Genomic DNA, 23,127 nt, shown 5'->3' with positions numbered 1-23,127 from the left:
CCCCCTCCCATTTTCACTGATCCACGGACCGGTCCTGATTCTCTACGGTCGGCCGGGGCGGCGAATCAGCCCTGTGCCACCGCGGACACGCCGCCGCGGAGTTCACCCTTGACGACCTTGCCGCTGGCGTTGCGAGGCAGCGCCTCGACGATCACGACTTCCTTCGGATGCTTGTACCGGGCGAGGTGATCGTTGAGGTAGGGCTGGAGTTCCTCGATGGTGAGATCGTCGGTGCCGGCCGCAAGCGCGACCACTGCCACCGGGACTTCGCCCCACTTGTTGTCCGGACGGCCGATGAGTGCGGCTTCGAGAATCTTCGGATGGCCGAAGAGGACGTTCTCGACCTCGGCGCAGTAGATGTTCTCACCGCCGGAAATGATCATGTCCTTCTTGCGGTCGACGACGTAGACGAACCCTTCGTCGTCGACGCGCACGAGGTCGCCGGAATGGAACCATCCGCCGTAGAAGGCGTCCGCCGTGGAGGTCGGGTTGTTCCAATATTCGCGCATCATGGTCGGGCCGCGGTACACGATCTCACCCACCTGACCGGGCTCCACGTCGTTCATCTCGTCGTCGACGACGCGGGCCTGGATGGTCGGGATGACCCGGCCGACGGACCCGAGCTTGCGGATCGCGTCCTCACCGTCGAGAACGCACGTGATCGGCGACATCTCGGTCTGTCCGAACACCGCGACGTTGAACGCATCGGGGAAGGTTTCGGCCATCGCTCGCAGGATGGTGTCGGAGCTCGGCGCCGCACCCCAGGAAATGTTGCGCAGCTTCAGCTTCCGCGGGTTGCCTTGTTGAGCTGCGCACACTGCCTGCCACTGCACGGGAACGAGGAACAGACTGGTGACCTGCTCCGCTTCGAGGACATCGAGGAGCACCTCGGGATCGAAGGCGCCCACGGGGTGGATGACCGTCGTGGTGCCGAGCATCAGACTCGGCGCGATCGAACCGAGCGCCGCGATGTGGAACATCGGGGACGCACAGAACCCGATGCCGCTCTCGTCGAACAGGCGGAAGGCCCGGATACACGTGAGCGACTGGGCTTCCATGTTGGAATGGGTGAGCACCGCGCCCTTGGGCCGGCCGGTGGTGCCCGACGTGTACATGATAAGAGCCGGTGTGTCGTTGGGGATCTCCACCGGGGTTCGGGTCTCGCCCTCTTCGACGACGAGTGCCTCGTAACCCACCGCGTCACCCGAGAGTTCGGCACCGAGCGTGATGAAGAGTTCGATGCCTTCGGACTGATCGCGAGCAGCAGCGGCAAGCGGAACGAGGGGGCCCTCCGCGACGATCGCCTTCGCACCGGAGTCGGCGACGAGGAATGCCACTTCCGGCGCGGTCAGGCGGAAGTTCACGGGTACGGCGATGGCGCCCAGTGCGTTGGCAGCCAGAACCGTCTCGAGGTACTCGGGGCGGTTGAGCATCAGGACGATGATCCGGTCACCGAACCCGATGCCTCGGCGGGACAGCGCATTTGCGAGCTTCTCGACTCGTGCGTCCAGCTCGGACCAGGTGATCGACTCACCGAGGAACCGCAGGGCTGTGCGGTCGGGGATCATCAGCGCGTGCCGGGAAACCTGGTTGTTCCAGTTGTTGCTACGGAAGCGCGCCGACTCGGCGAGAGTCGATCGGGAGTTCGTGGATCCGGGGGTGGCTTCGGGGGGCACCATCGATGGTCCTCTCGTGGCGGGGCAGGAAGGCGGACCCGGCAGAAGCCGAGTCTGTCGATGTGTGAGGCACGTTACAGGCCGAGCGAGGTTCAGACCAGAGCTTTGTTAACGGAGATTCTCGCCGGCCGAGCGCGTGGACGGGTCGCGATCCGCAGCGCGGCGGTGCCGCAGCCGAAGCAGAAAGACAGCTGTGAACTGTGGATTCACCGGAGGAGGGCGCAGAGGGCAACGGCGTGCCGTCCGCGGCCCTCCCCCGGGAAGTGCATGCCGTGAGGCGTGAGTGGGCGGCTACGCGAAGCGAGCGGGACGCTTCTCCAGCATTGCCATGGCACCCTCGGCGAAATCGGCCGAGGTGAGCAGTTCGACCTGACCTTCCTTCTCCCGCGCGAGCGCACCGTCGAGGATCGGGAGGGTCGCGGCGTTGAGTGCTCGTTTGGTGAGTTCCTGCGCTCGTCGCGGACCCCGCGCGGTGTGTGCGGCCACCTTGTCGATGTGTGCCGCGAATTCGCCGTCCGGCACCGTACGTGCCACCAGGCCGAACCGTTCTGCGTCCGCTGCGCCGACACGTTCACCGAGAAGAGCCATCTCGGCAGCGCGGGCGCGTCCTATTGCGGCCGGAACGAGCAGACTCGCCCCACCGTCCGGCATCAACCCGATGTTGACGAAGGACAGCAGGAAGTATGCGCTCTCGGCCGCGTACGTGAGATCGGCGACGAGGGCGATCGACACGCCGACACCGGCGGCAGGACCGTTGACCGCGGCGATGACGGGAACGGAAACCTCGGTGATCGCCCGCATCAGGACGCTGGTGGCATCCATCACGACGGTAGGGTCCTGTGGATTTGCCGCGCCTGCAACGAGATCCGCTCCGGTGCAGAACGCCCTGCCTTCGCCGGTGATGACGATGGTGCGCACCCGGGTGTCGGTGCCGGCAGCTGTGATCGCGTCGCTGAGCGCCCTCATCGTCGGCAGGTCGATCGCGTTCATTCGCTTGGGGCGGGAGAACGTGAGCCGGAGAATCCCGTCGGCGAGTTCGGATCGGAGTCCTTCGACGGTGGTCGCGGTGGTCATGCCCCGACCTCCGAAGGAGCGCCCACGAACCCTTGGAGCCGGGAGGTGATGATGTCCTCGGCCTCGCCGACGATGCGCGCGACGAGATCCGACACGGTGGGAATGTCGTCGATCAGACCTTGGCTCTGCCCCGCCGACCAGATTCCCGCGTCGAGATCTCCGTTCTCGAAGACCTGCCGGCCACGCGCACCCGCGACGAGATGCTGGATGTCCCCGAACTCCGCTCCGCGCGACTCGATCTCCACGACCTCTTGACTCACGGCGTTCTTCGCCACGCGAGCGGTATTGCGGAGCGTGCGGAAGATGAGTTTCGTGTCGAGTTCGGTGTTCCGGACGATCTGCTCCTTGACCTCCTGCGCCACCGGCGACTCGACCGTGCACATGAACCGGGTGCCCATGTTCACTCCCTCGGCACCGAGCGCGAGGGCAGCGACGAGACCCCGTGCGTCGGCGATACCGCCCGAGGCGATCACCGGAATCGTGAGCTGACGGGTTGCGGCCGGGATGAGGATCAGGCCCGGCACATCGTCCTCGCCGGGGTGCCCGGCGCATTCGAAGCCGTCGATGCTCACCGCGTCGACGCCGATCCGTTCCGCTTTCACGGCGTGGCGAACGCTGGTGCACTTGTGGATCACCTTGATGCCGGCGTCCTTGAAGAAGGGGAGGTGATCGGCGGGGTTGAATCCGGCCGTCTCGACGATCTCGATGCCCGAGTCGACGATCGCCTGCCGGTATTCGGCGTACGGGGGCGGATTGATCGACGGGAGGATGGTGAGGTTGACGCCGAACGGCTTGTCCGTCAGTTCGCGGGTCCGCTCGATCTCGCGGACAAGGTCTTCCGGGGTCGGTTGTGTCAGGGCCGTGATGAAACCGAGCGCGCCTGCATTCGCGACGGCCGCAACGAGTTCGGCGCGACCGACCCACATCATCCCGCCCTGGACGATGGGGTGGTCTACACCGAACATTTCGGTGAATCGAGTTCTCACGGGTCCCCCTCGGATCCTGGATGTGCCTGTGCGCGGCACGATTCCCTACGACAGTGCTATGAAGCGCATGGAGAATTGGTGTTAACTTTGCGGTCTCCCCCTGTGTTTGTCAATACGTTCTGTACTGCACTTTTGCGTCGATGCCGACAAACCCGCGCGTTCCGTTCGCGGGGGTGTGGCTGTTACCTTTGAGGCCGACCATCTACCCTCGGCCCGTCGTGGGCCGCGCCGAACAAACCACGAGGAGGCCCGGTGCCCGAACACGCGCAGGTCGAGGCGCGCACGCGCGCGAAGGCGGGCCCCGCCGCTCCTGCACCGCGCCGCCGGCCCAAGAACCGCAAGGCCCAGATCGCCACCGTCGCTGCCGAGGCGTTCAGCGAGCGCGGCTACCACGGAGTGAGCATCGACGAGATCGCCTCGGCTGTGGGCATCTCCGGCCCCGCCCTGTACCGGCACTTCCCGAACAAGTACGCGCTGTTCCACCATGCGGTCGCCACACTCGCCGAAGCACTCGAAGGCGCAGTGAACGAACTCGACGTGGGCCACGACTCGGATCCCGCCGACGTCCTCGATCGCCAGGTCACCTCCCTCATCCGCACCACGATCGACAATCGGCGCACCGGCGGCCTGTATCGCTGGGAGCGGCGGTATCTCACCAGCGACGACCGCAGCGAGATCCGCTCTAAGATGGTGGCCATCAACGGGCGGCTCGCACACACCCTCTCGCGGTTGCGCCCCGAACTCACCCGCGCCGACTGCGTCCTGCTCAGCACCGCGACGCTCAGCGTCGTCGGTTCGATCACCACCCACCGGGCGCCGTTGTCCACACGCCGGTTGGAGCAACTGCTTCTCGACGCATGCCGGGCGATCGCTGCGGTCCCGCTCGTACCCGATGTCCCCGAGCCCGAGACGACGTCGACGCCCAAGGGACTCACCCTCGCGAACAAGCGCGAGGTGCTGCTCCACGAGGCGGTGTTGCTCTTCGATGCCCGTGGTTACCACGAGGTGAGTATCGAGGAGATCGGCGCGACGGCAGGCATCAACGCGTCCGGCGTCTACCGGCACTTCCCGAGCAAAGCCGAACTTCTGGTCGCCGCGTTCCGCCGTGCCGCCGACCGTGTCGCGGTAGCCGTAGGCTCGGCTCTCACCGAGTCGTCGACCCCCGGGCAGGCACTCGAGACGCTGGCCGAGTTCTACGTCCGATTGTCGTTCGAGCACAGTGCGCTGATGTCGGTCTACTTCGCCGAAATAGGCAACCTGCCTGCGCACGACCGCAGCGACCTGCGGAACATCCAGCGTCTCAACATCGAAGACTGGGCGCGCCTCGTCGGTGAACTGCGCAGCGACCTCTCCCCTGTGGAATGCCGCTTCCTCGTGCACGCCGCCCTCAACGTCGTCCTCGACACCGGAACCGTGATGCGGTTCCGGTCCACCGAGTCCAATCGGCGTCGCGTCCAGCAATTGATGCTCGCGGTACTGCTCGGCGGAAGCGACGGCAACGAGGCTCGGGGATGAGCCGCACCGCGACCGCGGCAGTCCTGCGGGAGTACGGCACCCCACTGCAACTCGAGACCGTTACGGTCCCAGACCTGCGTCCCGACGAAGTTCTCGTCCGGATCGAGGGTGTGGGCATCTGCCACACGGACCTCACCGCGGCGGCCGGTGGCGTCCCCGTACCGGTGCCCATCGTTCTCGGGCACGAGGGGGCCGGAATCGTCACCGAGGTCGGATCCGCCGTGTCGCGGCTGGCGGTCGGTGACGCAGTGGTGCTGGGCTTCGATTCGTGCCGGCAGTGCCGCAATTGCACGCGGGGCCGTCCCTCGTACTGCAGCCGATTCGCACCTCTCAACTACGGTGGCACCCGGTCCGACGGCACCACCGTCTTCCGAGACTCCGAAGATGCTCCGCTGCACGGGAACTGGTTCGGGCAGTCGTCGTTCTCGTCGCTGGTGGTGGCCACCGAACGCAACGCGGTGCGCCTACCACCGGAGGTACCGACCGCTCTTGCCGGCCCTCTCGGGTGCGGGCTCGCCACGGGTGCGGGAACCGTTCTGCGCGTTCTTCGGCCGGAGCCCGATTCGTCGATCGTCGTGTTCGGTCTCGGCGCGGTCGGGATGGCCGCGATCATGGCCGCACGGATCGCAGGGTGCGCCAACGTCATCGGTATCGACCCCAACCGTCGCCGCCACGACCTCGCGCGTGAACTCGGAGCCACCGAGGTGGCATCGCCCGACGAACACGACGACCTCGGTCGTCACCTCCGTCGCCTCACCGGTGGCGGAGCCGACTTCGCGGTCGAATCCGTCGGAAGCGAATCGGTTGTCCGGCAGGCACTGTCGTCGTTGGGTAGCCCCGGCGTGTGCGCGACACTCGGTCTGCGCGCGGGCCGCAACCCGATCACGGTCGATCAGACCCATCTGCTCAGCGGCCGCACGCTGACCGGAGTCATCGAAGGCGACGCGGATCCACATCGCTTCCTTCCCGAACTCGCGGACCTGTGGCGCGACGGCCGATTCCCCGTCGAGAAACTGGTGCGCACCTTCGACTTCACGAAACTCGACGACGCCCTCGATGCCGTGCGCTCGGGCGAGGTCGTCAAGGCAGTTCTGACATTCGACAACTAGAGGAGAAGACATGGACGTGATCCGGCAAGTCGCGGACCTGCGCGCCCGCACCGAGTCGATCGATCCGCGTGAACTCGACGCGTTGTGGCCGCATCTCACCCCCGCACGGATCGACGATCTCGTCGGATATCGGTGGAAAGGGTTCAGCTTCGACACCGGGCATCGGACCCACGGACTCCTCGCCGCGTCGCGTTGGTACGGCAAGTCGTTCGTCTCCGAGACCGAGGTGCAACCCCTCGTGTGCAGCCGGGAGGACGGAGAACTGTTCTCCGACAAGGAGACCGGTCGTGGGGAGGCGAGCCTGTGGGAGATCGCATTCCGGGGCGAAGTCACCGCGACGATGGTCTACGACGGCATGCCCGTCTTCGACCACTTCAAGAAGGTCGACGACGACACCCTGATCGGCGTGATGAACGGGAAGGGAAAACTCGTGTTCGACGGCGGCGAGCATTACTGGTTCGGCCTCGAACGCGACGTGGCACTCTGACCACCTGCGCGTGAGCGCGGTGACGACGTGGCCGAGCCCAGTCGGCCACGTCGCTTCTGCCGTCAGATGAGGTGCCCTTGCGCGGCCATCCGGCGGCGCATGTCGTGCAGGTAGTACGTGGCCGACAATTGCCGGACCGGCCTCGGGACGCGGCGATAGAGCGGCGGGAAGACCTTCCAGAAGAGGTCGAACCGTCGCTGGTCACGCCGGGTCCAAGGAAGTCCGAACTCCTCGCGCAATCGTTGCGGGAGAAGCCCGATCGTCATGAACCGCTGCAGGGGCATCACCGTACGGACGGCGAACGGGGCGTCGCCGCCGGTGAGCAGGTTGCGGGTGAAGGCCCGCACCTTGCCGTCGACTTCGACCGAGGCGATCATCTCGTCCCAGTACGCCTCGAACTCGGCTCGGGTGGACGGCCACATGTCTTCCTTGACCTGGAGTGCCGTTCCGTAGACGGAGGATTGGTGGTACAGGTGCTCGAGGTCGGCTTCGCTCAGTTCGCCGAAGACCCGCGAGTACATCTCTGCACCGTTGCGGTAGAGCGTGGCCGCAACCCAGAGTTGGAGTTCGGGATCGAACGCGTTGTAGGTCTCCGAATTGACCGGGACGTGGGCCTTGTTGACCATGCGCACGATCTGCCGCTTCTCCTCGGGAGTACCGAGTGTGACTGCGTAGACGTACGTCATCGTGGTCCGCAACCGGTCGAGGGGCCGCACCAGCGTGGTGCTGTGGTCGGCGACGCCGTGTCCGACGCCTCGGAGCGCGAGTTGGAGCAGAACGGTGGCCCCCGCTCCGAGCAGCAACATGGATTCGCCGACGAAATCGGCGAGGTCGACGGAACCGGGCGGAATGGGACGGGGCTCTCCGGCGACGCGGGGCAAGCGCTCTTCGGTGCGGGTCACCATGAGGTCTCCTGACGGGAAATATGCGGGCGCAGCACGATTACCCGAATTGTGCACACGCGTGTTCAGATAGGCAAGTGCTCGTCCTGCGACACCGGACCGTCGGCCACCACCCGGCGGCGATGCTCGACCAATCTGGCCGCCGCATCGTCGAACTGCACCAGGGTCTGCGTGATCGCCTCGTTGTAATCGCGGATTCGCATCGCTTCGATGAGCTTGGTGTGAGCCGTAACCGCCTTCGTGCCCCAGCCGGCGTCACGCGCGTACAAGCGGTACGGGATGGCACGTGCGGCGTTGTTGAGGAACCACGCGAGCTTGGGGCTGTCGGCGATGCGATTGACCTCCCGATGGAAATCGAATTCCGCGTCCGCGATGCGTTCCACGTCCGGCGTACCGCCGCCGGGGAGGACGACGAGCTGGCGCAACCGCTCGTTGAATTCACCGAGCCGGACGAGATCCTCGGCCGTCACCCGGTCCACCGCGCGCAACGCCAGTTCCACGGCGATCTGCCCCTGCAACCAGAAGATGTCGTCGATGTCGGACCGGTTCAGGGGTGAGACCCGGTAGCCGCGGTTCGGCGCGGATTCGACCATCCCTTCGCCGCGAAGGGTGAGCAGAGCTTCGCGGACAGGAGTGACACTGACCCCGAGTTCGGCCGCTGTTTCGTCGAGCCGGATGAAGTCGCCGGGCCGCAGCGCGCCGGACATGATCGAGCTGCGCAGATGGCCCGCGACCTCGTCGGACAGTTGTGGCCGTCGGCGCATCGGCAACCCGGTGCGGAGTCGAATCCCGCTCCGTTCGCTGGCTTTGTCGGGGCTGGGTGTGGGTGCCGACATATCGTCTCCTGGAGTAGTCCGGACAACTGCACACAGGGGTTGTCCAATCACCGCGACAGCGCCTAATGTGATGTCCACTACAGCTATCACATCAAATATATTTGATGTGGTCCACAGGAAGCAGCGACCATGACTCAGAATCTCAGCACCTCGGAGACGTCGGACGCGGCTACCGCGAAGACTGTGTCCACCTCGGAGAACTCCGGCACCTTCGCCAGCCTCGACCCGCGCACCGGCGAGGTGATCGCCGAATACCCCATCGCCGACGCTGCCGAGGTCGCCGCCGCCGTCGACCGGGCACGCATCGCCTCGCGCTGGTGGGACGCACAGGGATTCCGCGGTCGCCGTGAGTGGCTGCTCGAGTTCAAGAAGGCCATCGCCTCCGATGCCACTTCGCTCGCCTCCGTCGTCTCGCGGGAGACCGGAAAGCCGTACGGGGACGCGTTCCTCGAAGTGATGCTCGCAGTCGAGCACCTCCATTGGGCGGCGCGGAACGCGAAGAAGGTGCTCCGTCCCCGCAAGGTTCCCTCGGGTATCGCGAGCTTCAACCAGGCAGCCACCCTCGAGTACAAGCCGCTCGGCGTCGTCGGCGCCATCGGCCCGTGGAACTACCCGGTCTACACACCGATGGGATCGATCGCCTACTCGCTCGCGGCCGGAAACGCGGTCGTCTTCAAACCGAGTGAACTGACCCCGGGCGTCGGAAAGTGGCTCGAGGACAAGTGGAATTCGATCGCGCCCAGCCAACCGGTATTCCAGGTGATCACCGGTCTCGGTGAAACCGGTTCCGCGCTGGTCCGTTCGGGCGTCGACAAGGTCGCGTTCACCGGTTCCGGACCCACTGCACGCAAGGTCATGGCCGCGTGCGCTGAAACGCTGACCCACCGCTCGTCGCCGAGTGCGGCGGCAAGGACGCCATGATCGTCGCGGCCGACGCCGACATCGACAAGGCCGTGGAATTCGCGGCATTCGGCGCGTTCGGCAACGCCGGCCAGACCTGCGCGGGTGTCGAGCGGATCTACGTCGAAGAGCCCGCGTACCGGGAGTTCCTCGACAAGCTGACCGCGACGGTCTCCCGTGCGAAGCCGGGTGGCGACTCCGATTCGACCTACGGCCCGATGACCCTCCCCCGTCAGGTCGACGTGGTGCGCGGCCACATCGAGGACGCGCTCGCGAGCGGCGGCAAGGCCGTGCTCGGCGGCCTCGACTCGATCCAGGGCCTGGTCATCGGACCGGTGATCCTCACCGACGTTCCCGAAACCTCCACTGCCGTCTGCGAAGAGACCTTCGGCCCCACCGTTGTGGTCAACAAGGTCCGCGACCTGGACGAGGCGGTCGACCGCGCCAACGGCACCGAATACGGCCTCGGCGCGTCGATCTTCATCGGCAACAAGTCCAAGGGACGCGAACTTGCCGAGCGCCTGCGCAACGGCATGGTGTCGGTCAACTCCGTCCTCGGCTTCGCGGCCATCGCATCGCTGCCGTTCGGTGGTGTCGGCGAGTCGGGCTTCGGGCGCATCCACGGTGCCGACGGCCTTCGTGAGTTCAGCCGGCCCAAGTCGGTCACGGTGGAAAGGTTCAGTTCGCCCCTGAAGTTGATGAGCCTCGAGCGGCCGGCACGCGACCTGCGGATCTCCGAACTCATGCTCAAGTACATGCACGGAAGGTGATCGCGATGACGACCACTCCTCCGCGCACCCGGAGCCGCAAGGCGGCCGTCGTCGCGAGCCCGGAAGCTCGTATCGAGAAGGCGACCACCTTCCCGCCCCCGGATCCCGACCCTCGCGCGCATCGGGGACGGATGGGCTGGGTGAAGGTCATCGAGAAGCTCGACCCGGTGACGCAGCACCAGGACATCCTCCGGATCAGCGCAGGCTACGAATTCCCCTGGGATTACCAGCGTTCCCTCGAGTTCGCGCTGTTCCGCACGTACTGCGTTCCCACCATTTCCGAACTCCTCGCCCGCACCGGCGAATTCGAGAAGCGGCCGCAGAAGCGCTACGACGACACGGCGCTGCTCATGGCCGAACTCGTCGAGCACGGCTACGACGCCGAACGTGGGCGCGAGTCGCTGCGCAACATCAACCGGATGCACGGCAAGTACTCGATCGACAACGACGACATGCTGTACGTGTTGTCGACGTTCGTCTACGACCCGATCGACTGGATCGACAGTTACGGGTGGCGGCGCCTGCACCCGAACGAGCGCCTCGCGTCTTTCTACTTCTACCGGCAGGTCGGTATCCGCATGGGTATCAAGGACATTCCGGAGACGTTCCAGGAGTTCCACCGGTTCAAGGAAGAGTACGAACGGACGAAGTTCTTCTACAGCGACGACAACCACGCGATCGGCACCTACACGCTCCGACTGTTCCAGTCGTGGTACCCCAAGCCGCTTCGTGGTGGGGTCGCGAAGGTCGTGTACTCCCTGATCGACGATCGCATGGCTGCGGCGTTCGGATTCCCCAAGGGCTCCCCGCGGATGCGCGCGGTGACCGAAGGTGCGCTGCGCGCGCGGTCAGCGTTCGTCCGCCGACTGCCCAAGCGGCGGTCGTCGCTCTCTGCGACCAACCCGTCGAACCGGACGTATCCGGGTTACCCGCTCGGCTACCGTCCGCGCGACCTCGGCGTGGAGAACTGAGAATCCCGTAGCGCGAACGCCCCGTCCGGCGAGGTCACACCTTCGCCGGGCGGGGCCGTCGTGCATCTCGTGACGGCAGTGCAAAAGCGGAGGCGAACACAACGATCGCACATCCCGCACAGACCAGGTAGGCGATGACGAATCCGGCGGTGCTCACGCCGCCCGCGAACGCGTGCGCTGCCAGGACCGAGGCGACGACTGCGCTGCACACCGTGCTGCCCACCGTGCGCAGCAGCACGTTGACACCGTTGGCCGCCGCGTTCTGTTCCAGCGGTACCGCTCCGAGGATCAGTACCGGCAGCGTGCAGTACACCAGTGACGTACCGACAGCGGCAACGAAGATCGCGGCCACGACGACCCAGAGCGGTTTGTCCGGGACCGCGTGGATGCCGTAGCCGGCGAGCAGGAACACCGCGCCGATCATGATCGTCACCTTCGGACCGAATCGTTCGGTGATCCGCGACGCCACGATCGCAAAGATCATCATGGCGAAACTCGCGGCGAGTTGGCAGGCCGCCGCCTGGAGGATGGTCAGTCCGTAGCCGGCCCCCTCACCACGCGGCGCCTGCAGCAACTGGGTGGTGATGAGGGTGTTTCCGTAGAACGCGAAACCGACGAGAAGCGCGGACAGGTGCGGGGTGAGAACCGATCGGCGAGCGGCGACGCGAAGGTCGACGAGCGGATTGCGGTTGCGCAGTTGCTGCACGCCCCAGATGCCGAACAGGAATACTGCGCACACCGCCATGGTCAGCACTGCCGGGCTCGTCCAGCCCCACGAACTGCCCTGGGTGATGGGCACCAGCAGGCAGATCAGCGCCGCCGACAACCCGGCCGCGCCCACCACGTCGAACCGTCCGCCCGCGCGGCTGTCCGATTCCGGAATGACGAACCACGCCGCGAGGGCGACACCCGCACCGATCGCCGCGGTCACCCAGAACAACAGGTGCCAGTCGGCGAATTGGACGATCGCGGCGGCGAAGGGGATTCCCACGGCGGTGCCGATTCCGAGGGTGGAACTGAGCATCGCGACCGAACGGTCGACGCGCTCACGGGGCAACACCTCGCGCAGGATCGCCATGCCGATGGGGAGCACCGCCGCGCCCGCCCCCTGCAGGCCGCGGGCGAAGATGAGGAGCCCGATATTCGAGGTCAGGGCGCAGATCAACGATCCGAGCGTCATCAAGGCGAACGCGATCAGAAGCATCCGCTTCTTGCCGATCATGTCGGCAAGACGGCCGAAGATCGGGGTCATCACCGCGCCGACCAGCAACGTCGCCGTCACCAACCACGAGACGGCAGTCGGTCCGGCCCCGGTGAAGCCCGGCATGCTGGGCAGGAGCGGAACCATCACCGTCTGCATGATCGCCTGGAAGACCGCGCCGACGGCGAGCACGGCGAAGACGAATCGGCGCAGGTCCGGACGGCGGGTCGCGGGGGCGTCTCCGCGGGTTCGGGACACAGTGCGGAAGCGGCGAGGAACGGACAGCCGCAGCGGGACCGAAACCGTCAAGTGACTACTCCTCGGCGAGGTGAATGGCTGTTCACCATATTAGGTGAACAACCATTCACCCCTCAACACGAGTGAGAGGATTCACTTTCCGGCTCAGTCCCGCCGACCGTCCAGGAGTTGCTGCACCACCGGGGCGTAGAGAGCCACGACCTCGTCCCGCGTGCCCGTGGCGTGCTCCCGCATCATCCGGCGCCGCATGATCGCAAGCCCCATCACCGCCGACATCGCGAGTTCGGCGCGCAACCTCGCATCGGCGCCCGGCAGTCTCGCGGCAAGGGCATCGATCATCTGCGTCGAGTAGTTCTCGCGGAGCAACCGGGTGCTCTCGTCGCTGGCCCCACTCATGAACAGAATGTTCATGGACAACGGCTTGTACGGCTCCAGCGGCCGGGCGAACGCCGCGACCATCCGCTCCCCGAGTGTCTCCAAGGGGCCATCGAACAACATCTGGGCACCGGCCTGGAAATCGACCAGCGCCTCGTACAACTGCTCCTTCGAGCCGAAGTACTTGATGATCAGCGGCGCACTGATGCCCGCATCCACCGCGATGTCCTTCAGGGTGATGTCGCGATACGGCCTGGTCGCGAACGCCTTGCCCGCGGCATCGAGGATCAGCTTGCGCGTCTCCTCCGAACTCCGGCGGCGCTTCTCGGGCTCCCCCGGCGAAGCTTCTTCCGCGGCCCCGCGGGTCACATCGCTCGCCGGCCCGAGAGCGCGCGTCCGAGGGTGAGTTCGTCCGCGAACTCGAGGTCTCCACCCATCGGCAGGCCGGACGCGAGCCGCGTCACGGTCAGCCCGGGGAAGTCGCGCAGCATCCGCACCAGGTAGGTCGCGGTCGCCTCCCCCTCGGTATTGGGGTCGGTCGCGATGATCACCTCGGAGACGTCGACGCCGTCCTCCTGGTTGCCGATCCGGGTGAGCAGTTCCCGGATGTGCAACTGGTCCGGCCCGATGCCGTTGAGCGGATCGAGCGCACCGCCGAGCACGTGGTAACGACCACGGAACTCGCGGGTGCGCTCGATCGCCTGGACATCCTTGGGCTCCTCGACCACACAGATCTGCGTGCGGTCGCGGCGGAGATCGGCACAGATCCTGCAGCGCTCGCGATCCGAAACGGTGCCGCACACCTCACAGAACTGCACCCCGTCGCGCACCTTCTGCAGCGCCGCCTGGAGACGGTCGATCTCCGGGGGCTCCACCGACAGAAGATGGAACGCGATGCGCTGGGCGCTCTTGGGGCCGACGCCCGGAAGCTTGCCCAGCTCGTCGATGAGGTCCTGTACCGGTCCTTCGTACAACGTGAACCTCTAGAAACCGGGCAGGCCGGGAATGCCGCCGCCGAGACCGCCGGCGAGCGGACCGAGCTTCTCGGCGGCGCTCTCCTGGGCCTTCGCAGAAGCGTCGGCGATCGCGCCGACCACCAGGTCCTGCAGGGTTTCGACATCGTCGGGATCGACGACCTTCGGGTCGATATGCACGGCGACGACTTCGCCCGTGCCCTTCACGGTCGCGGTCACCAGGCCTCCACCGGCCTGACCGGTGACCTCCTCCTGGGACATTTCGTTCTGTGCGGCCATCAGCTGCTGCTGCATCTGCTGGGCCTGGGCGAGGAGTTGCTGCATATCGGGCATTCCACCGGGTTGCACGGACACGTCCTTTCTGCACGTTTGTCTGTCAAGGGTAGTCGTCCACCGGCATCGGCGAGACGACGGCGAGCTCAGTCCAGTTCGTTCTTCAGGTTCTCGAGCACCTGCTGCTGGATCTTGCGGAGCCCGATCGGCGCGAAGGTCTTCTCGAAGAACCCGCCGATGCCTCCCGCGCCGTTCCAGCCGGTGAGGACGACGACCGTCGAACCCGTGCCGTGCGGCACCACGCTCCACGTCGTCACGAGCGAGGAGTTCGCATCCGTCTCGGTGACGGTGCTTCCGGACACGGACACGGTGGCCTGCACGTCGCGCTGACGCTTCTCGGTGGCCTGGAGGATCCAGTGCACCACGGTGCCGTCCCCCCGTCCGCCCGAGATCACCCGGTAGTCGCGGTAGTGATCCGAGAGAATGCGCGGGCGCACCGTCTCGTAATCGGCGAGCGCCGCGAGCACCTTGTCGGGCGCCGCCTCCAGCTGTATCGAACTGCTCGCACTGACCTGGGCCATGTCGGTTCCTCCGTAATTCGTCGGATGATGCTTCGTGGAGGTGTTCCCCGTCCATCGTGCCTTCGAGTACCGGGACGAGCACGCGCCACGGGTCTATTGTGGGTGTGCCATCATGCGCCGCCGCAGGGGAGTCGATGCTCATGCCGGGATCGTCACGTGTCAGGGGCCCGTACGGGCTGCCGGTTCACCGCGAAGGTGTCGACCGATTGTTGCGCTCGTATCGCAACATTCCTGCGCGGGCGCCGGTTCGGCTCGCGAAGAAGACCTCGAATCTCTTCCGCGCCCGCGCGAAAGTGGATGCGCCCGGATTGGACGTCTCGGGCCTCGGCGGTGTGATCTCCGTCGACCCGCATTCCCGGACCGCAGACGTCGCAGGAATGTGCACCTACGAGGATCTCGTCGACGCGACACTGCTGTACGGCCTGGCTCCCCTTGTGGTTCCACAGCTCAAGACCATCACGCTGGGCGGCGCCGTCACCGGTCTCGGAATCGAATCCACGTCCTTCCGGAACGGTCTCCCGCACGAGTCGGTGCTCGAGATGGACATCCTCACCGGCGCCGGTGAGATCGTCACGGCCCGGCCCGACGGCGAAAACTCCGATCTCTTCCGCGGATTCCCCAACTCGTACGGATCGCTCGGATACGCGACCCGCCTGAGGATCGAACTCGAACCCGTCAAGCGGTTCGTGGCCCTACGTCATCTGCGATTCGATTCGCTGGGCGAAATGCAGGCCGCCCTCGACCGGATCACCTCCGACCGGGTGTACGCCGGTGTCGCGGTGGACTACATCGACGGCGTCGTCTTCTCGGCCGAGGAGAGCTACCTGACGCTCGGGGCGCAGACCGACGAACCCGGCCCGGTGTCGGACTACACCGGACGCGAGATCTACTACCGGTCCATTCAGCACGCGTCGGTCAACCACCCGAAGACCGACAGGCTCACCATCCGCGATTACCTGTGGCGGTGGGACACCGACTGGTTCTGGTGTTCGAGGGCGTTCGGGGCACAGGACCCCAGAATTCGGCGGCTCTGGCCGAAGCGACTGCTACGCAGCAGTTTCTACTGGAAGCTCATCGCACTCGACCACAAGTATTCGGTCGCCGATCGCATCGAAGCGCGCAAGGGCAACCCTCCTCGTGAGCGCGTCGTGCAGGACATCGAGGTACCCGTCGAATGCACCGAGGAGTTCGTCCGGTGGTTCCTCGAGGAAATCCCCATCGAGCCGATCTGGCTGTGTCCGTTGCGATTGCGGGATCGAGACAGCTCCGGCGGCGCACCCTTCGAGGCGCAACGGCCGTGGCCGCTGTATCCGCTCGAACCCAAACGCACGTACGTCAACGTCGGATTCTGGTCGTCCGTCGCCGCCGATCCCGACGGAATCGAAGGCGCCGCCAACCGGCGCATCGAGAACAAGGTCGCCGAACTCGACGGCCACAAATCCCTGTACTCCGACTCGTACTACAGCCGCGACGAGTTCGAGAAGTTGTATTACAGCGGTGGGGATTACACCGCTCTCAAAGAGAAGTACGATCCGCGGTCCCGTCTGCTGGACCTTTTCTCGAAGGCGGTGCAAAGAAAATGACCACGTTCAAGTCCGAACCGTCTACCGGCGTGCGCCCGGCCGATGACAAACTCCCGCTCGCGAAGATCGTCGAAACCGTCACCGGCGGCGACATGCCGGTGCGTTTCACGGCGTACGACAATTCGGCCGCGGGCCCGAAGGATTCGCCCTACGCACTGCACCTGACGTCACCGAAGGGCGCTACTTACATCGCGACCGCCCCCGGCGACCTCGGGATGGCACGGGCGTACATCTCCGGTGAACTCGAGATCGAGGGCGCCCATCCGGGCAACCCCTACGCTGTGCTCGCCGCTCTCGGGGACCTGCATTTCGAGAGGCCACCGGCCCGGGTACTCGCCCAGATCGCGCGGTCGCTCGGTACGGAACTGCTCCGGCCGATCGCGCCCCCGCCCCAGGAACACCTGCCCCGGTGGCGCCGGATCGCGGAAGGTCTCCGGCATTCGAAGAATCGCGACGCCGAGGTCATCCATCACCACTACGACGTCTCCAACGCCTTCTACGAGCACGTGCTCGGCCCGTCGATGACGTACACGTGCGCTCTCTACGATTCGGAGGGACAGAGCCTCGAGGACGCACAGGAGAACAAGTACCGCCTCATCTTCGAAAAGCTCCGTCTGCAACCCGGCGACCGACTGCTCGACATCGGTTGCGGCTGGGGCGGAATGGTCCGCTTCGCCGCACGTCGCGGGGTCAAGGCACTCGGCGTGACCCTGTCACGCGAGCAGGCCGAATGGGCACAGCAGGCCATCGCCGAGGAAGGACTCGCCGATCTTGCCGAGGTCCGGCACTCCGACTACCGCGACGTCACCGAAACCGGATTCGACGCGATCTCGTCGATCGGCCTCACCGAGCACATCGGTGTCGGCAACTACCCGGCGTATTTCCAGTTGCTGCACGACAAACTGCGGGTCGGTGGGTTGCTCCTCAACCACTGCATCACCCGCCCGCACAACCGCGGTCGTGTGAAGGCCGGCGGATTCATCGACCGCTACGTGTTCCCCGACGGGGAACTCACCGGCTCCGGCCGCATCATCACCGAAGCGCAGAACGTCGGCTTCGAGGTGGTCCACGAGGAGAATCTCCGCCAGCACTACGCGTTCACTCTCGCCGGGTGGTGTGAGAACCTCGAGAAGAACTGGGATGCCTGCGTCGCGGAGGTCGGTGAAGGTACCGCGCGGCTGTGGGGCCTGTACATGGCCGGGTCCCGGCTCGGCTTCGAACGCAACATCGTCCAGTTGCACCACGTGCTCGGCGTCAAGCTCGGCGCGGACCAGCGCCCCCAGGTGCCGCTGCGTCCGTGGTGGGTCGCGTGAGCCATACCGCCTGTCACGCAGCGAGACCGTAGCCGGACAGACGGAAGGGCCCCGGAGCGATCCGGGGCCCTTCCTGTCTATCGGACGTGTACGCGCAGGTCAGGCGCGCAGCGACGCCGGCGGGGTGAAGCGCTCACCGTACTTGGCGGCGAGTTCCTCCGCCCGCTTGACGAAGCCTTCCTTGCCACCCGGGTAACCCGTGATGAACTGCGAGACACCACCGGTCCACGCCGGGAAACCGATCCCGAGGATCGAACCGATGTTGGCGTCGGCGGTGGTCTCGAGGACACCCTCGTCGAAGCACTTCTGCGTCTCGATCGCCTCGGCGAACAGCATCCGGTCGATCAGATCCTGGAGCGGCACGTCGAGGGTGGCGACGGTCTTGAACTGATCCCGCACGCCCTGCCAGATGCCCTGACGCTTGCCGTTCTCGTCGTACTCGTAGAAGCCGGCCTTCTCGAGACGGCCCGGACGACCCTGCTCGACCATGAAGTCGATCACGTCGAGCGCGGGGTGACGGGTGGCGCCCATCTTGGTGTCGCCCTGCTTGGCGGCCTCCGCGGTCTCCTTGGCGATCTTCTGCATGAGCTTCATGTTCAGCTCGTCGGTCAGCTGCAGCGGCGGAGCCGGGTAGCCCGCCTGCGAACCGGCCTGCTCGATGGTCGCGGGCTCGATGCCCTCGCCGAGCATCGCGATGGCCTCGTTGACGAACGTGCCGATGACGCGCGAGGTGAAGAACCCACGGCTGTCGTTGACGACGATCGGGGTCTTGCGGATCGCGAGCGTGTAGTCGAACACGCGGGCCAGTGCCTCGTCGGAGGTCTTCTCACCCTTGATGATCTCGACCAGCGGCATCTTGTCGACCGGCGAGAAGAAGTGGATACCGATGAAGTCCTCGGGACGCTTCACGCCGGTGGCGAGACCGGTGATCGGCAGGGTCGAGGTGTTGGAGCCGAGCAGCGCGTCGGGCTCGACGATGTCCTCGATCTCCTGGAACACCTTGTGCTTGAGCTCGGTGCTCTCGAAGACTGCCTCGATGACGAAGTCGACGCCCTTGAAGTCGGCGGCGTCGGCGGTCGGGTGGATGCGACCGAGCAGTTCCTTGGACTTCTCTTCGGTGGTCTTGCCACGCGAGAGTGCCTTGGCCTCGATCTTCTCCGAGTAGTTCTTGCCACGCTCGGCTGCTTCGATACTGACGTCCTTGAGGACGATCTCGTAGCCTGCGCGCGCCGAGACGTACGCGATGCCCGCGCCCATCATGCCGGCGCCGAGCACGCCGATCTTCTTGATCTCACGCTTGGCCACGTCCTTCGGACGCGATGCGCCGGAGTTGATCGCCTGCATGTCGAAGAAGAACGCCTGGATCATGTTCTTCGCGACCTGGCCGGTGGCCAGTTCGGTGAAGTAACGGGACTCGATGGTCGACGCGTTGTCGAAGTCGACCTGCGAACCCTCGACCGCTGCGGACATGATCGCCCGCGGAGCCGGCATCGGGGCGCCCTTGATCTGCTTGCGCAGGTTCGCGGGGAACGCCGGGAGGTTGGCGGCGAGCGAGGGGGTGGACGGGGTGCCGCCGGGGATCTTGTATCCCTTGACATCCCACGGCTGGACGCCGCCTTCGGGGTTCGCCTTGATCCACGCCTTCGCGGCGGGGACGAGTTCGTCGACACTGCCCACGACGTCGTGGACGAGGCCGATCTCCTTGGCCTTCACAGCGTTGTACTTGTTGCCCTGCAGCAGGATCGAGAGGAGCGCGGTCTGGATACCGAGCAGGCGCACGGTGCGGGTGATACCGCCGCCACCGGGCAGCAGGCCGAGGCTGGCCTCGGGCAGACCGATCTGAACGCCCTTGACGTCCGCGGCGATCCGGTGATGGGTCGCGAGCGCGATCTCGAGTCCGCCACCGAGAGCCGCGCCGTTGATGGCGGCGACGACCGGCTTGCCGAGGGTCTCGAGGCGACGCAGGTCGGACTTGATGTCCTGGACCTCGTCGAACGCGGCCTGCGCGTCGTCCGGCCCGATCGCAATGATGTTGCGGAGGTCGCCGCCGGCGAAGAAGGTCTTCTTCGCGGACGTGATCACCACACCGGTGATCGAGTCCTTCTCCTCGACCAGGCGGTCGACGGTGGCCTTCATGGAGGACTTGTAGAGCGCGTTCATGGTGTTCGCGCCCTGGTTGGGGTCGTCCAGGGTGAGCACAACGATGCCGTCGGCGTCCTGATCCCAAGAAATCATGTTGTCGGTCACTGTGTTTCGAATCCTTCCGGGTATCAGACGCGCTCGATGATGGTGGCCACGCCCATACCGCCACCGATGCACAAGGTGACGAGGGCGCGCTTGGCTCCGCGGCGCTCGAGCTCGTCGATCATGGTGCCGGTGATCATGGCGCCGGTAGCGCCGAGCGGGTGGCCCATCGCGATGGCGCCGCCGTTGACGTTGAGCTTCTCGTCCGGGATCTTCAGATCCTTCTGGAACTTCAGGACGACGGACGCGAACGCCTCGTTGATCTCGAAGAGATCGATGTCGTCGACCGTCAGACCCGCAGCGGCGAGCACCTTGTGCGCGGCCGGCGTCGGGCCGGTGAGCATGATGGTCGAGTCGGCACCGGAGGTGGCCGTCGCAACCACGCGGGCACGCGGGGTCAGACCGAGATCCTGGCCGGCCTGCTCGGAGCCGACGAGCACGAGTGCCGCGCCGTCGACGATGCCGGAGCTGTTGCCGCCGTGGTGGACGTGGTTGATCTTCTCCACGAAGTGGTACTTCTGCAGCGCGACGGCGTCGAAGCCGCCCATCTCGCCTACCGAGGCGAACGACGGCTGCAGCTTGGCGAGACCCTCGAGGGTCGTGTCGGGACGCATGTGCTCGTCCTGCTCGAGGATCGTCAGACCGTTCTGGTCCTTGACGGGAACGACCGACTTGGAGAAGTAGCCACCCGACCATGCTGCTGCGGCGAGCTGCTGCGAACGCAGGGCGTAGGCGTCGACGTCCTCGCGGGAGAAGCCCTCGATCGTCGCGATCAGGTCGGCCGAGATGCCCTGGGGCACCAGGTAGCTGTCGTAGTTCGTGGCGGGGTCGAGCATCCACGCGCCGCCGTCGGAACCCATCGGCACGCGCGACATGGACTCGACACCACCGGCGAGGACCAGCTCGTCCCAGCCGGAGCGGACCTTCTGCGCAGCCATGTTCACGGCCTCGAGGCCGGACGCGCAGAAGCGGTTGATCTGGACGCCACCGGTGGTGGCGGGCATGTTGGCGACGGTGACGGCGGTGCGGGCGATATCGGCACCCTGGTCGCCGACCGGACCCACGACACCGAGGATGAGATCCGAGATGCGGTTCTCGTCGAGGTCGGGGAAACGGACACGCAGTTCGTCGATCAGGCCGGTCACCAGCGAGATCGGCTTGACGGAGTGCAACGACCCCGTCTTCTTGCCTCGGCCGCGTGGTGTTCGGATGGCTTCATAGATGAATGCCTCGGTGGTCACAGTGCGCAGGTTCCTTCCCGTGCTTGCGGAGTAACAGCACCCACGGCCCGCGAACGGGCCGTGGGTGCCCAACTTCCCACAACCGTAGGAGATGCAGACCACAGCAGTAAGGACCGAAGCGATCGGGGTCCGTGACCGAACCGAGCGACCTTCGTCAGAACACGAGCACCGCGAATACGGTCGACAGCACCAGACCCGCCATCACCGGCAGGAAGCATTTCCGTGCGAGATCGAGGACGGGCACCCGCGCAAATCCGGCCACTGCGATGAGCGACGACCAGGCGATGATCACGCCCCCACCCGACCAGATGTTGCCCATCTGCCCGATCGCTGCCAACGTCGCGGGATCTACGTCGACTGCGGGCCCGAGCGCGCCCGCCAACGCCCCGGTGAGAGGCAGACCGCTGAATCCTGATCCGTCCAACCCGGCGACGAGACCGATGAGCAGAATCCCGAACGAAGTGACGAAGGCACTTTGAGGAAGGTGTGCCTGTACCGAGGTGACGAGGTCGAACAGGATCGCCGGTCCCGCCGCATCGGACGAGAGGCCGAGGATCGGCGCGGCGAAGTCGGGGTTGCCGATGAAGAAGAATCCGGCAATGGGAAGCACGCATCCCATGGCTTTGAAGGCGAATACGAGTCCGTCGACCAGGTGATCGGATGTGGTTTCGAGGAAGCCGCCTTTGTCCGTCGACGCTGCGGCCGCGAACAGGACGAGCGACGCGATTCCGCCGACGATCGCGGCGGCCTCGCCGCCCTTCAGAGGTGGCACGACATCGGTGAATTTGCCCAGCATCAGGTAGACGATGAAGGTGAGGTAGGCGAGCGGAACAAGCATGGCGAATGCTTTCGCGGTGCCGTGCCGCTCCTTCTCCGACTGCACGACATCGTGTGTGCCCACGTCGGTCTTCGGCGGCGCCAGCACCGCCGTCGCCGTGCCTGCAGCCTCGCGGGTGGCCGGCGGTGGTCCCATCGGTGTAGGTCGTAGCGGTGTAGGTCGTAGCGGTGTGGGTTGCAGCGGCGTGGGTTGCAGCGGACCCGTCGAGCCGGTGCCCTTCGGGCCGCCCGGATCGCCTGCCGACGGAGCCTCACCGATGCCGCTGTCGGCTTCGGCTTCCCACTCCGTCAGCAGATCGGGAGACGGTGTCCGCCACGTCCGCTTCTGCGTGAAGTACGTGATGAGGAGTGCGGTACCGCCGACGATGAGCGACAGCACGAGAGCTTTGTCGGCCACCGCATCGGCGTCCACGCCGGCGGCCGACGCCGAGATCCCGGGGGCGACCTTGATGATGTAGTCGGACGACAGCGCCATGCCCTGACCGCAGATGGCAATGACCATGCCCACGGACAGCGGAGACAGACCCGCGCGGATGGCGACAGGAATGAGCACCGCACCGACGAGCGGGACGGCAGGGGTGGGCCAGAAGAACAGGGAGATCACGTAGGTGACGGCGGCGAGCACGAGGAAACTGCTCGTTCCCGCCCGCATGACTCGCCGGAACGGCGCGACCATCATCCGGTCGGCCCCGAGCTGCCGCAGCGCTCCGAGCATCGCGGTGACCATCGCGATGATGAGGAAGATATTGAACAGTTCCTTCGCCGCCACCAGACTCGCGTTGAAGATCGACGAAAGCCCGGTGACGATACTGCCGGAGAACACCAACGCGGTGAGGAACGTTGCGACGACAGCGGGAACGACGATGTTCTTCCGCAGGGCCATGGTGGCCAGGATGACGAGTATGCCGGCGAGATAGACCCAATGGGCAGCCGTGAGTTGTACGTCCATGCATGTCCTTCAACAGGAGAGCGGAATGGAGCGGGCTTGTCTCCGTGGAACTTTCCGTGCTCTTCCAGGCAC

At 65.8% G+C, this 23,127-nt stretch carries 19 protein-coding genes and 1 pseudogene; 7 read left to right on the top strand and 13 right to left on the bottom strand.

Features of this window, described 5'->3' with window-relative positions:
* Positions 1 to 65: 65 nt before the first annotated feature.
* The 3 genes from fadD5 to AC0B44_RS13950 form a co-directional block, all read right to left on the bottom strand.
* Complete coding sequence (gene fadD5, locus AC0B44_RS13960) at positions 66 to 1,679, bottom strand: fatty-acid--CoA ligase FadD5 (protein WP_471903443.1); 1,614 nt, start codon at positions 1,677 to 1,679, stop codon at positions 66 to 68.
* Positions 1,680 to 1,967: 288 nt separating this feature from the next.
* Positions 1,968 to 2,750, bottom strand: coding sequence for an enoyl-CoA hydratase (locus tag AC0B44_RS13955; protein ID WP_471903442.1), 783 nt, complete (start codon positions 2,748 to 2,750; stop codon positions 1,968 to 1,970).
* Positions 2,747 to 3,736: an NAD(P)H-dependent flavin oxidoreductase gene (locus tag AC0B44_RS13950; RefSeq protein WP_471903441.1), complete on the bottom strand. Its 990-nt coding sequence runs from the start codon at positions 3,734 to 3,736 to the stop codon at positions 2,747 to 2,749. The genes AC0B44_RS13955 and AC0B44_RS13950 overlap by 4 nt, the downstream gene beginning before the upstream one ends.
* Positions 3,737 to 3,988: 252 nt before the next feature.
* On the opposite strand from AC0B44_RS13950, the gene AC0B44_RS13945 reads away from it, so the two are divergent.
* Genes AC0B44_RS13945 through AC0B44_RS13935 form a run of 3 tightly spaced genes read left to right on the top strand, consistent with a single transcriptional unit; the run spans position 3,989 to position 6,847 of the window.
* On the top strand, positions 3,989 to 5,251 hold the full coding sequence (locus AC0B44_RS13945) for a TetR/AcrR family transcriptional regulator (RefSeq protein WP_471903440.1): 1,263 nt from the start codon (positions 3,989 to 3,991) through the stop codon (positions 5,249 to 5,251).
* Positions 5,248 to 6,360 carry an NAD(P)-dependent alcohol dehydrogenase gene (locus tag AC0B44_RS13940; protein WP_471903439.1) on the top strand — a complete coding sequence of 371 codons (1,113 nt, stop codon included), beginning with the start codon at positions 5,248 to 5,250 and terminating at the stop codon, positions 6,358 to 6,360. Before AC0B44_RS13945 ends, AC0B44_RS13940 begins: the two co-directional genes overlap by 4 nt.
* 10 nt (positions 6,361 to 6,370) lie before the next feature.
* Complete coding sequence (locus tag AC0B44_RS13935; RefSeq protein WP_471903438.1) at positions 6,371 to 6,847, top strand: DUF4334 domain-containing protein; 477 nt, start codon at positions 6,371 to 6,373, stop codon at positions 6,845 to 6,847.
* A 62-nt stretch (positions 6,848 to 6,909) separates the two neighbouring features.
* Here AC0B44_RS13935 and AC0B44_RS13930 read toward each other — a convergent pair whose 3' ends face one another.
* Both AC0B44_RS13930 and AC0B44_RS13925 read right to left on the bottom strand, forming a co-directional pair.
* Complete coding sequence (locus AC0B44_RS13930; protein WP_471903437.1) at positions 6,910 to 7,752, bottom strand: oxygenase MpaB family protein; 843 nt, start codon at positions 7,750 to 7,752, stop codon at positions 6,910 to 6,912.
* 62 nt (positions 7,753 to 7,814) lie between these two features.
* Entirely contained in the window at positions 7,815 to 8,513 is a 699-nt protein-coding gene (locus AC0B44_RS13925) for a GntR family transcriptional regulator (protein ID WP_471903510.1), read from the bottom strand.
* Positions 8,514 to 8,714: 201 nt separating this feature from the next.
* Between AC0B44_RS13925 and AC0B44_RS13920 the strand changes: the two are divergent.
* Positions 8,715 to 10,255: pseudogene (locus AC0B44_RS13920) on the top strand (aldehyde dehydrogenase family protein).
* Between the two features lie 5 nt (positions 10,256 to 10,260).
* On the top strand, positions 10,261 to 11,226 hold the full coding sequence (locus tag AC0B44_RS13915) for an oxygenase MpaB family protein (protein WP_471903436.1): 966 nt from the start codon (positions 10,261 to 10,263) through the stop codon (positions 11,224 to 11,226).
* Between the two features lie 34 nt (positions 11,227 to 11,260).
* On the opposite strand, the gene AC0B44_RS13910 is transcribed toward AC0B44_RS13915, so the two are convergent.
* The 5 genes from AC0B44_RS13910 to AC0B44_RS13890 all read right to left on the bottom strand — a co-directional run bounded on the left by AC0B44_RS13910 (position 11,261) and on the right by AC0B44_RS13890 (position 14,888).
* On the bottom strand, positions 11,261 to 12,718 hold the full coding sequence (locus tag AC0B44_RS13910; RefSeq protein ID WP_471903509.1) for an MFS transporter: 1,458 nt from the start codon (positions 12,716 to 12,718) through the stop codon (positions 11,261 to 11,263).
* Positions 12,719 to 12,829: 111 nt separating this feature from the next.
* Positions 12,830 to 13,351, bottom strand: coding sequence for a TetR/AcrR family transcriptional regulator (locus tag AC0B44_RS13905; protein ID WP_471903508.1), 522 nt, complete (start codon positions 13,349 to 13,351; stop codon positions 12,830 to 12,832).
* 74 nt (positions 13,352 to 13,425) lie between these two features.
* Positions 13,426 to 14,034, bottom strand: coding sequence for a recombination mediator RecR (gene recR / locus AC0B44_RS13900; protein WP_471903435.1), 609 nt, complete (start codon positions 14,032 to 14,034; stop codon positions 13,426 to 13,428).
* Positions 14,035 to 14,043: 9 nt separating this feature from the next.
* On the bottom strand, positions 14,044 to 14,367 hold the full coding sequence (locus AC0B44_RS13895; protein WP_471903507.1) for a YbaB/EbfC family nucleoid-associated protein: 324 nt from the start codon (positions 14,365 to 14,367) through the stop codon (positions 14,044 to 14,046).
* Positions 14,368 to 14,453: 86 nt separating this feature from the next.
* Positions 14,454 to 14,888 (bottom strand): SRPBCC family protein, encoded by a 435-nt coding sequence (locus AC0B44_RS13890; protein ID WP_471903434.1) that lies wholly within the window; start codon positions 14,886 to 14,888, stop codon positions 14,454 to 14,456.
* Between the two features lie 134 nt (positions 14,889 to 15,022).
* Here AC0B44_RS13890 and AC0B44_RS13885 point away from each other — a divergent pair, with 134 nt between their 5' ends.
* Both AC0B44_RS13885 and AC0B44_RS13880 read left to right on the top strand, forming a co-directional pair.
* A complete protein-coding gene (locus AC0B44_RS13885) occupies positions 15,023 to 16,471 on the top strand; it encodes an FAD-binding protein (RefSeq protein ID WP_471903506.1) in 1,449 nt (482 codons plus the stop codon).
* Positions 16,468 to 17,784 carry a class I SAM-dependent methyltransferase gene (locus tag AC0B44_RS13880; protein WP_471903433.1) on the top strand — a complete coding sequence of 439 codons (1,317 nt, stop codon included), beginning with the start codon at positions 16,468 to 16,470 and terminating at the stop codon, positions 17,782 to 17,784. Before AC0B44_RS13885 ends, AC0B44_RS13880 begins: the two co-directional genes overlap by 4 nt.
* Before the next feature lie 99 nt (positions 17,785 to 17,883).
* On the opposite strand, the gene AC0B44_RS13875 is transcribed toward AC0B44_RS13880, so the two are convergent.
* The 3 genes from AC0B44_RS13875 to AC0B44_RS13865 form a co-directional block, all read right to left on the bottom strand.
* Positions 17,884 to 20,019, bottom strand: coding sequence for a 3-hydroxyacyl-CoA dehydrogenase NAD-binding domain-containing protein (locus tag AC0B44_RS13875; protein ID WP_471903505.1), 2,136 nt, complete (start codon positions 20,017 to 20,019; stop codon positions 17,884 to 17,886).
* Between the two features lie 35 nt (positions 20,020 to 20,054).
* Positions 20,055 to 21,269 (bottom strand): acetyl-CoA C-acetyltransferase, encoded by a 1,215-nt coding sequence (locus AC0B44_RS13870; protein WP_471903432.1) that lies wholly within the window; start codon positions 21,267 to 21,269, stop codon positions 20,055 to 20,057.
* A 154-nt stretch (positions 21,270 to 21,423) separates the two neighbouring features.
* Positions 21,424 to 23,055 (bottom strand): hypothetical protein, encoded by a 1,632-nt coding sequence (locus AC0B44_RS13865; RefSeq protein ID WP_471903431.1) that lies wholly within the window; start codon positions 23,053 to 23,055, stop codon positions 21,424 to 21,426.
* Positions 23,056 to 23,127: the final 72 nt, after the last annotated feature.

This window comes from Rhodococcus sp. NPDC019050 (assembly GCF_055664235.1).
Note: the sequence above shows the minus strand (reverse complement) of the source record. Positions and strands in the feature narration are given on the sequence as shown.

What these genes read in the sequence shown, in the direction of transcription:
- fadD5 (WP_471903443.1), bottom strand. Translation starts at nt 1,679, where the DNA reads ATGGTGCCCCCCGAAGCCACCCCCGGATCCACGAACTCCCGATCGACT.
- AC0B44_RS13955 (WP_471903442.1), bottom strand. Translation starts at nt 2,750, where the DNA reads ATGACCACCGCGACCACCGTCGAAGGACTCCGATCCGAACTCGCCGAC.
- AC0B44_RS13940 (WP_471903439.1), top strand. Translation starts at nt 5,248, where the DNA reads ATGAGCCGCACCGCGACCGCGGCAGTCCTGCGGGAGTACGGCACCCCA.
- AC0B44_RS13935 (WP_471903438.1), top strand. Translation starts at nt 6,371, where the DNA reads ATGGACGTGATCCGGCAAGTCGCGGACCTGCGCGCCCGCACCGAGTCG.
- AC0B44_RS13930 (WP_471903437.1), bottom strand. Translation starts at nt 7,752, where the DNA reads ATGGTGACCCGCACCGAAGAGCGCTTGCCCCGCGTCGCCGGAGAGCCC.
- AC0B44_RS13925 (WP_471903510.1), bottom strand. Translation starts at nt 8,513, where the DNA reads ATGCGCCGACGGCCACAACTGTCCGACGAGGTCGCGGGCCATCTGCGC.
- AC0B44_RS13915 (WP_471903436.1), top strand. Translation starts at nt 10,261, where the DNA reads ATGACGACCACTCCTCCGCGCACCCGGAGCCGCAAGGCGGCCGTCGTC.
- AC0B44_RS13895 (WP_471903507.1), bottom strand. Translation starts at nt 14,367, where the DNA reads ATGCCCGATATGCAGCAACTCCTCGCCCAGGCCCAGCAGATGCAGCAG.
- AC0B44_RS13890 (WP_471903434.1), bottom strand. Translation starts at nt 14,888, where the DNA reads ATGGCCCAGGTCAGTGCGAGCAGTTCGATACAGCTGGAGGCGGCGCCC.
- AC0B44_RS13885 (WP_471903506.1), top strand. Translation starts at nt 15,023, where the DNA reads ATGCTCATGCCGGGATCGTCACGTGTCAGGGGCCCGTACGGGCTGCCG.
- AC0B44_RS13880 (WP_471903433.1), top strand. Translation starts at nt 16,468, where the DNA reads ATGACCACGTTCAAGTCCGAACCGTCTACCGGCGTGCGCCCGGCCGAT.
- AC0B44_RS13875 (WP_471903505.1), bottom strand. Translation starts at nt 20,019, where the DNA reads ATGATTTCTTGGGATCAGGACGCCGACGGCATCGTTGTGCTCACCCTG.
- AC0B44_RS13865 (WP_471903431.1), bottom strand. Translation starts at nt 23,055, where the DNA reads ATGGACGTACAACTCACGGCTGCCCATTGGGTCTATCTCGCCGGCATA.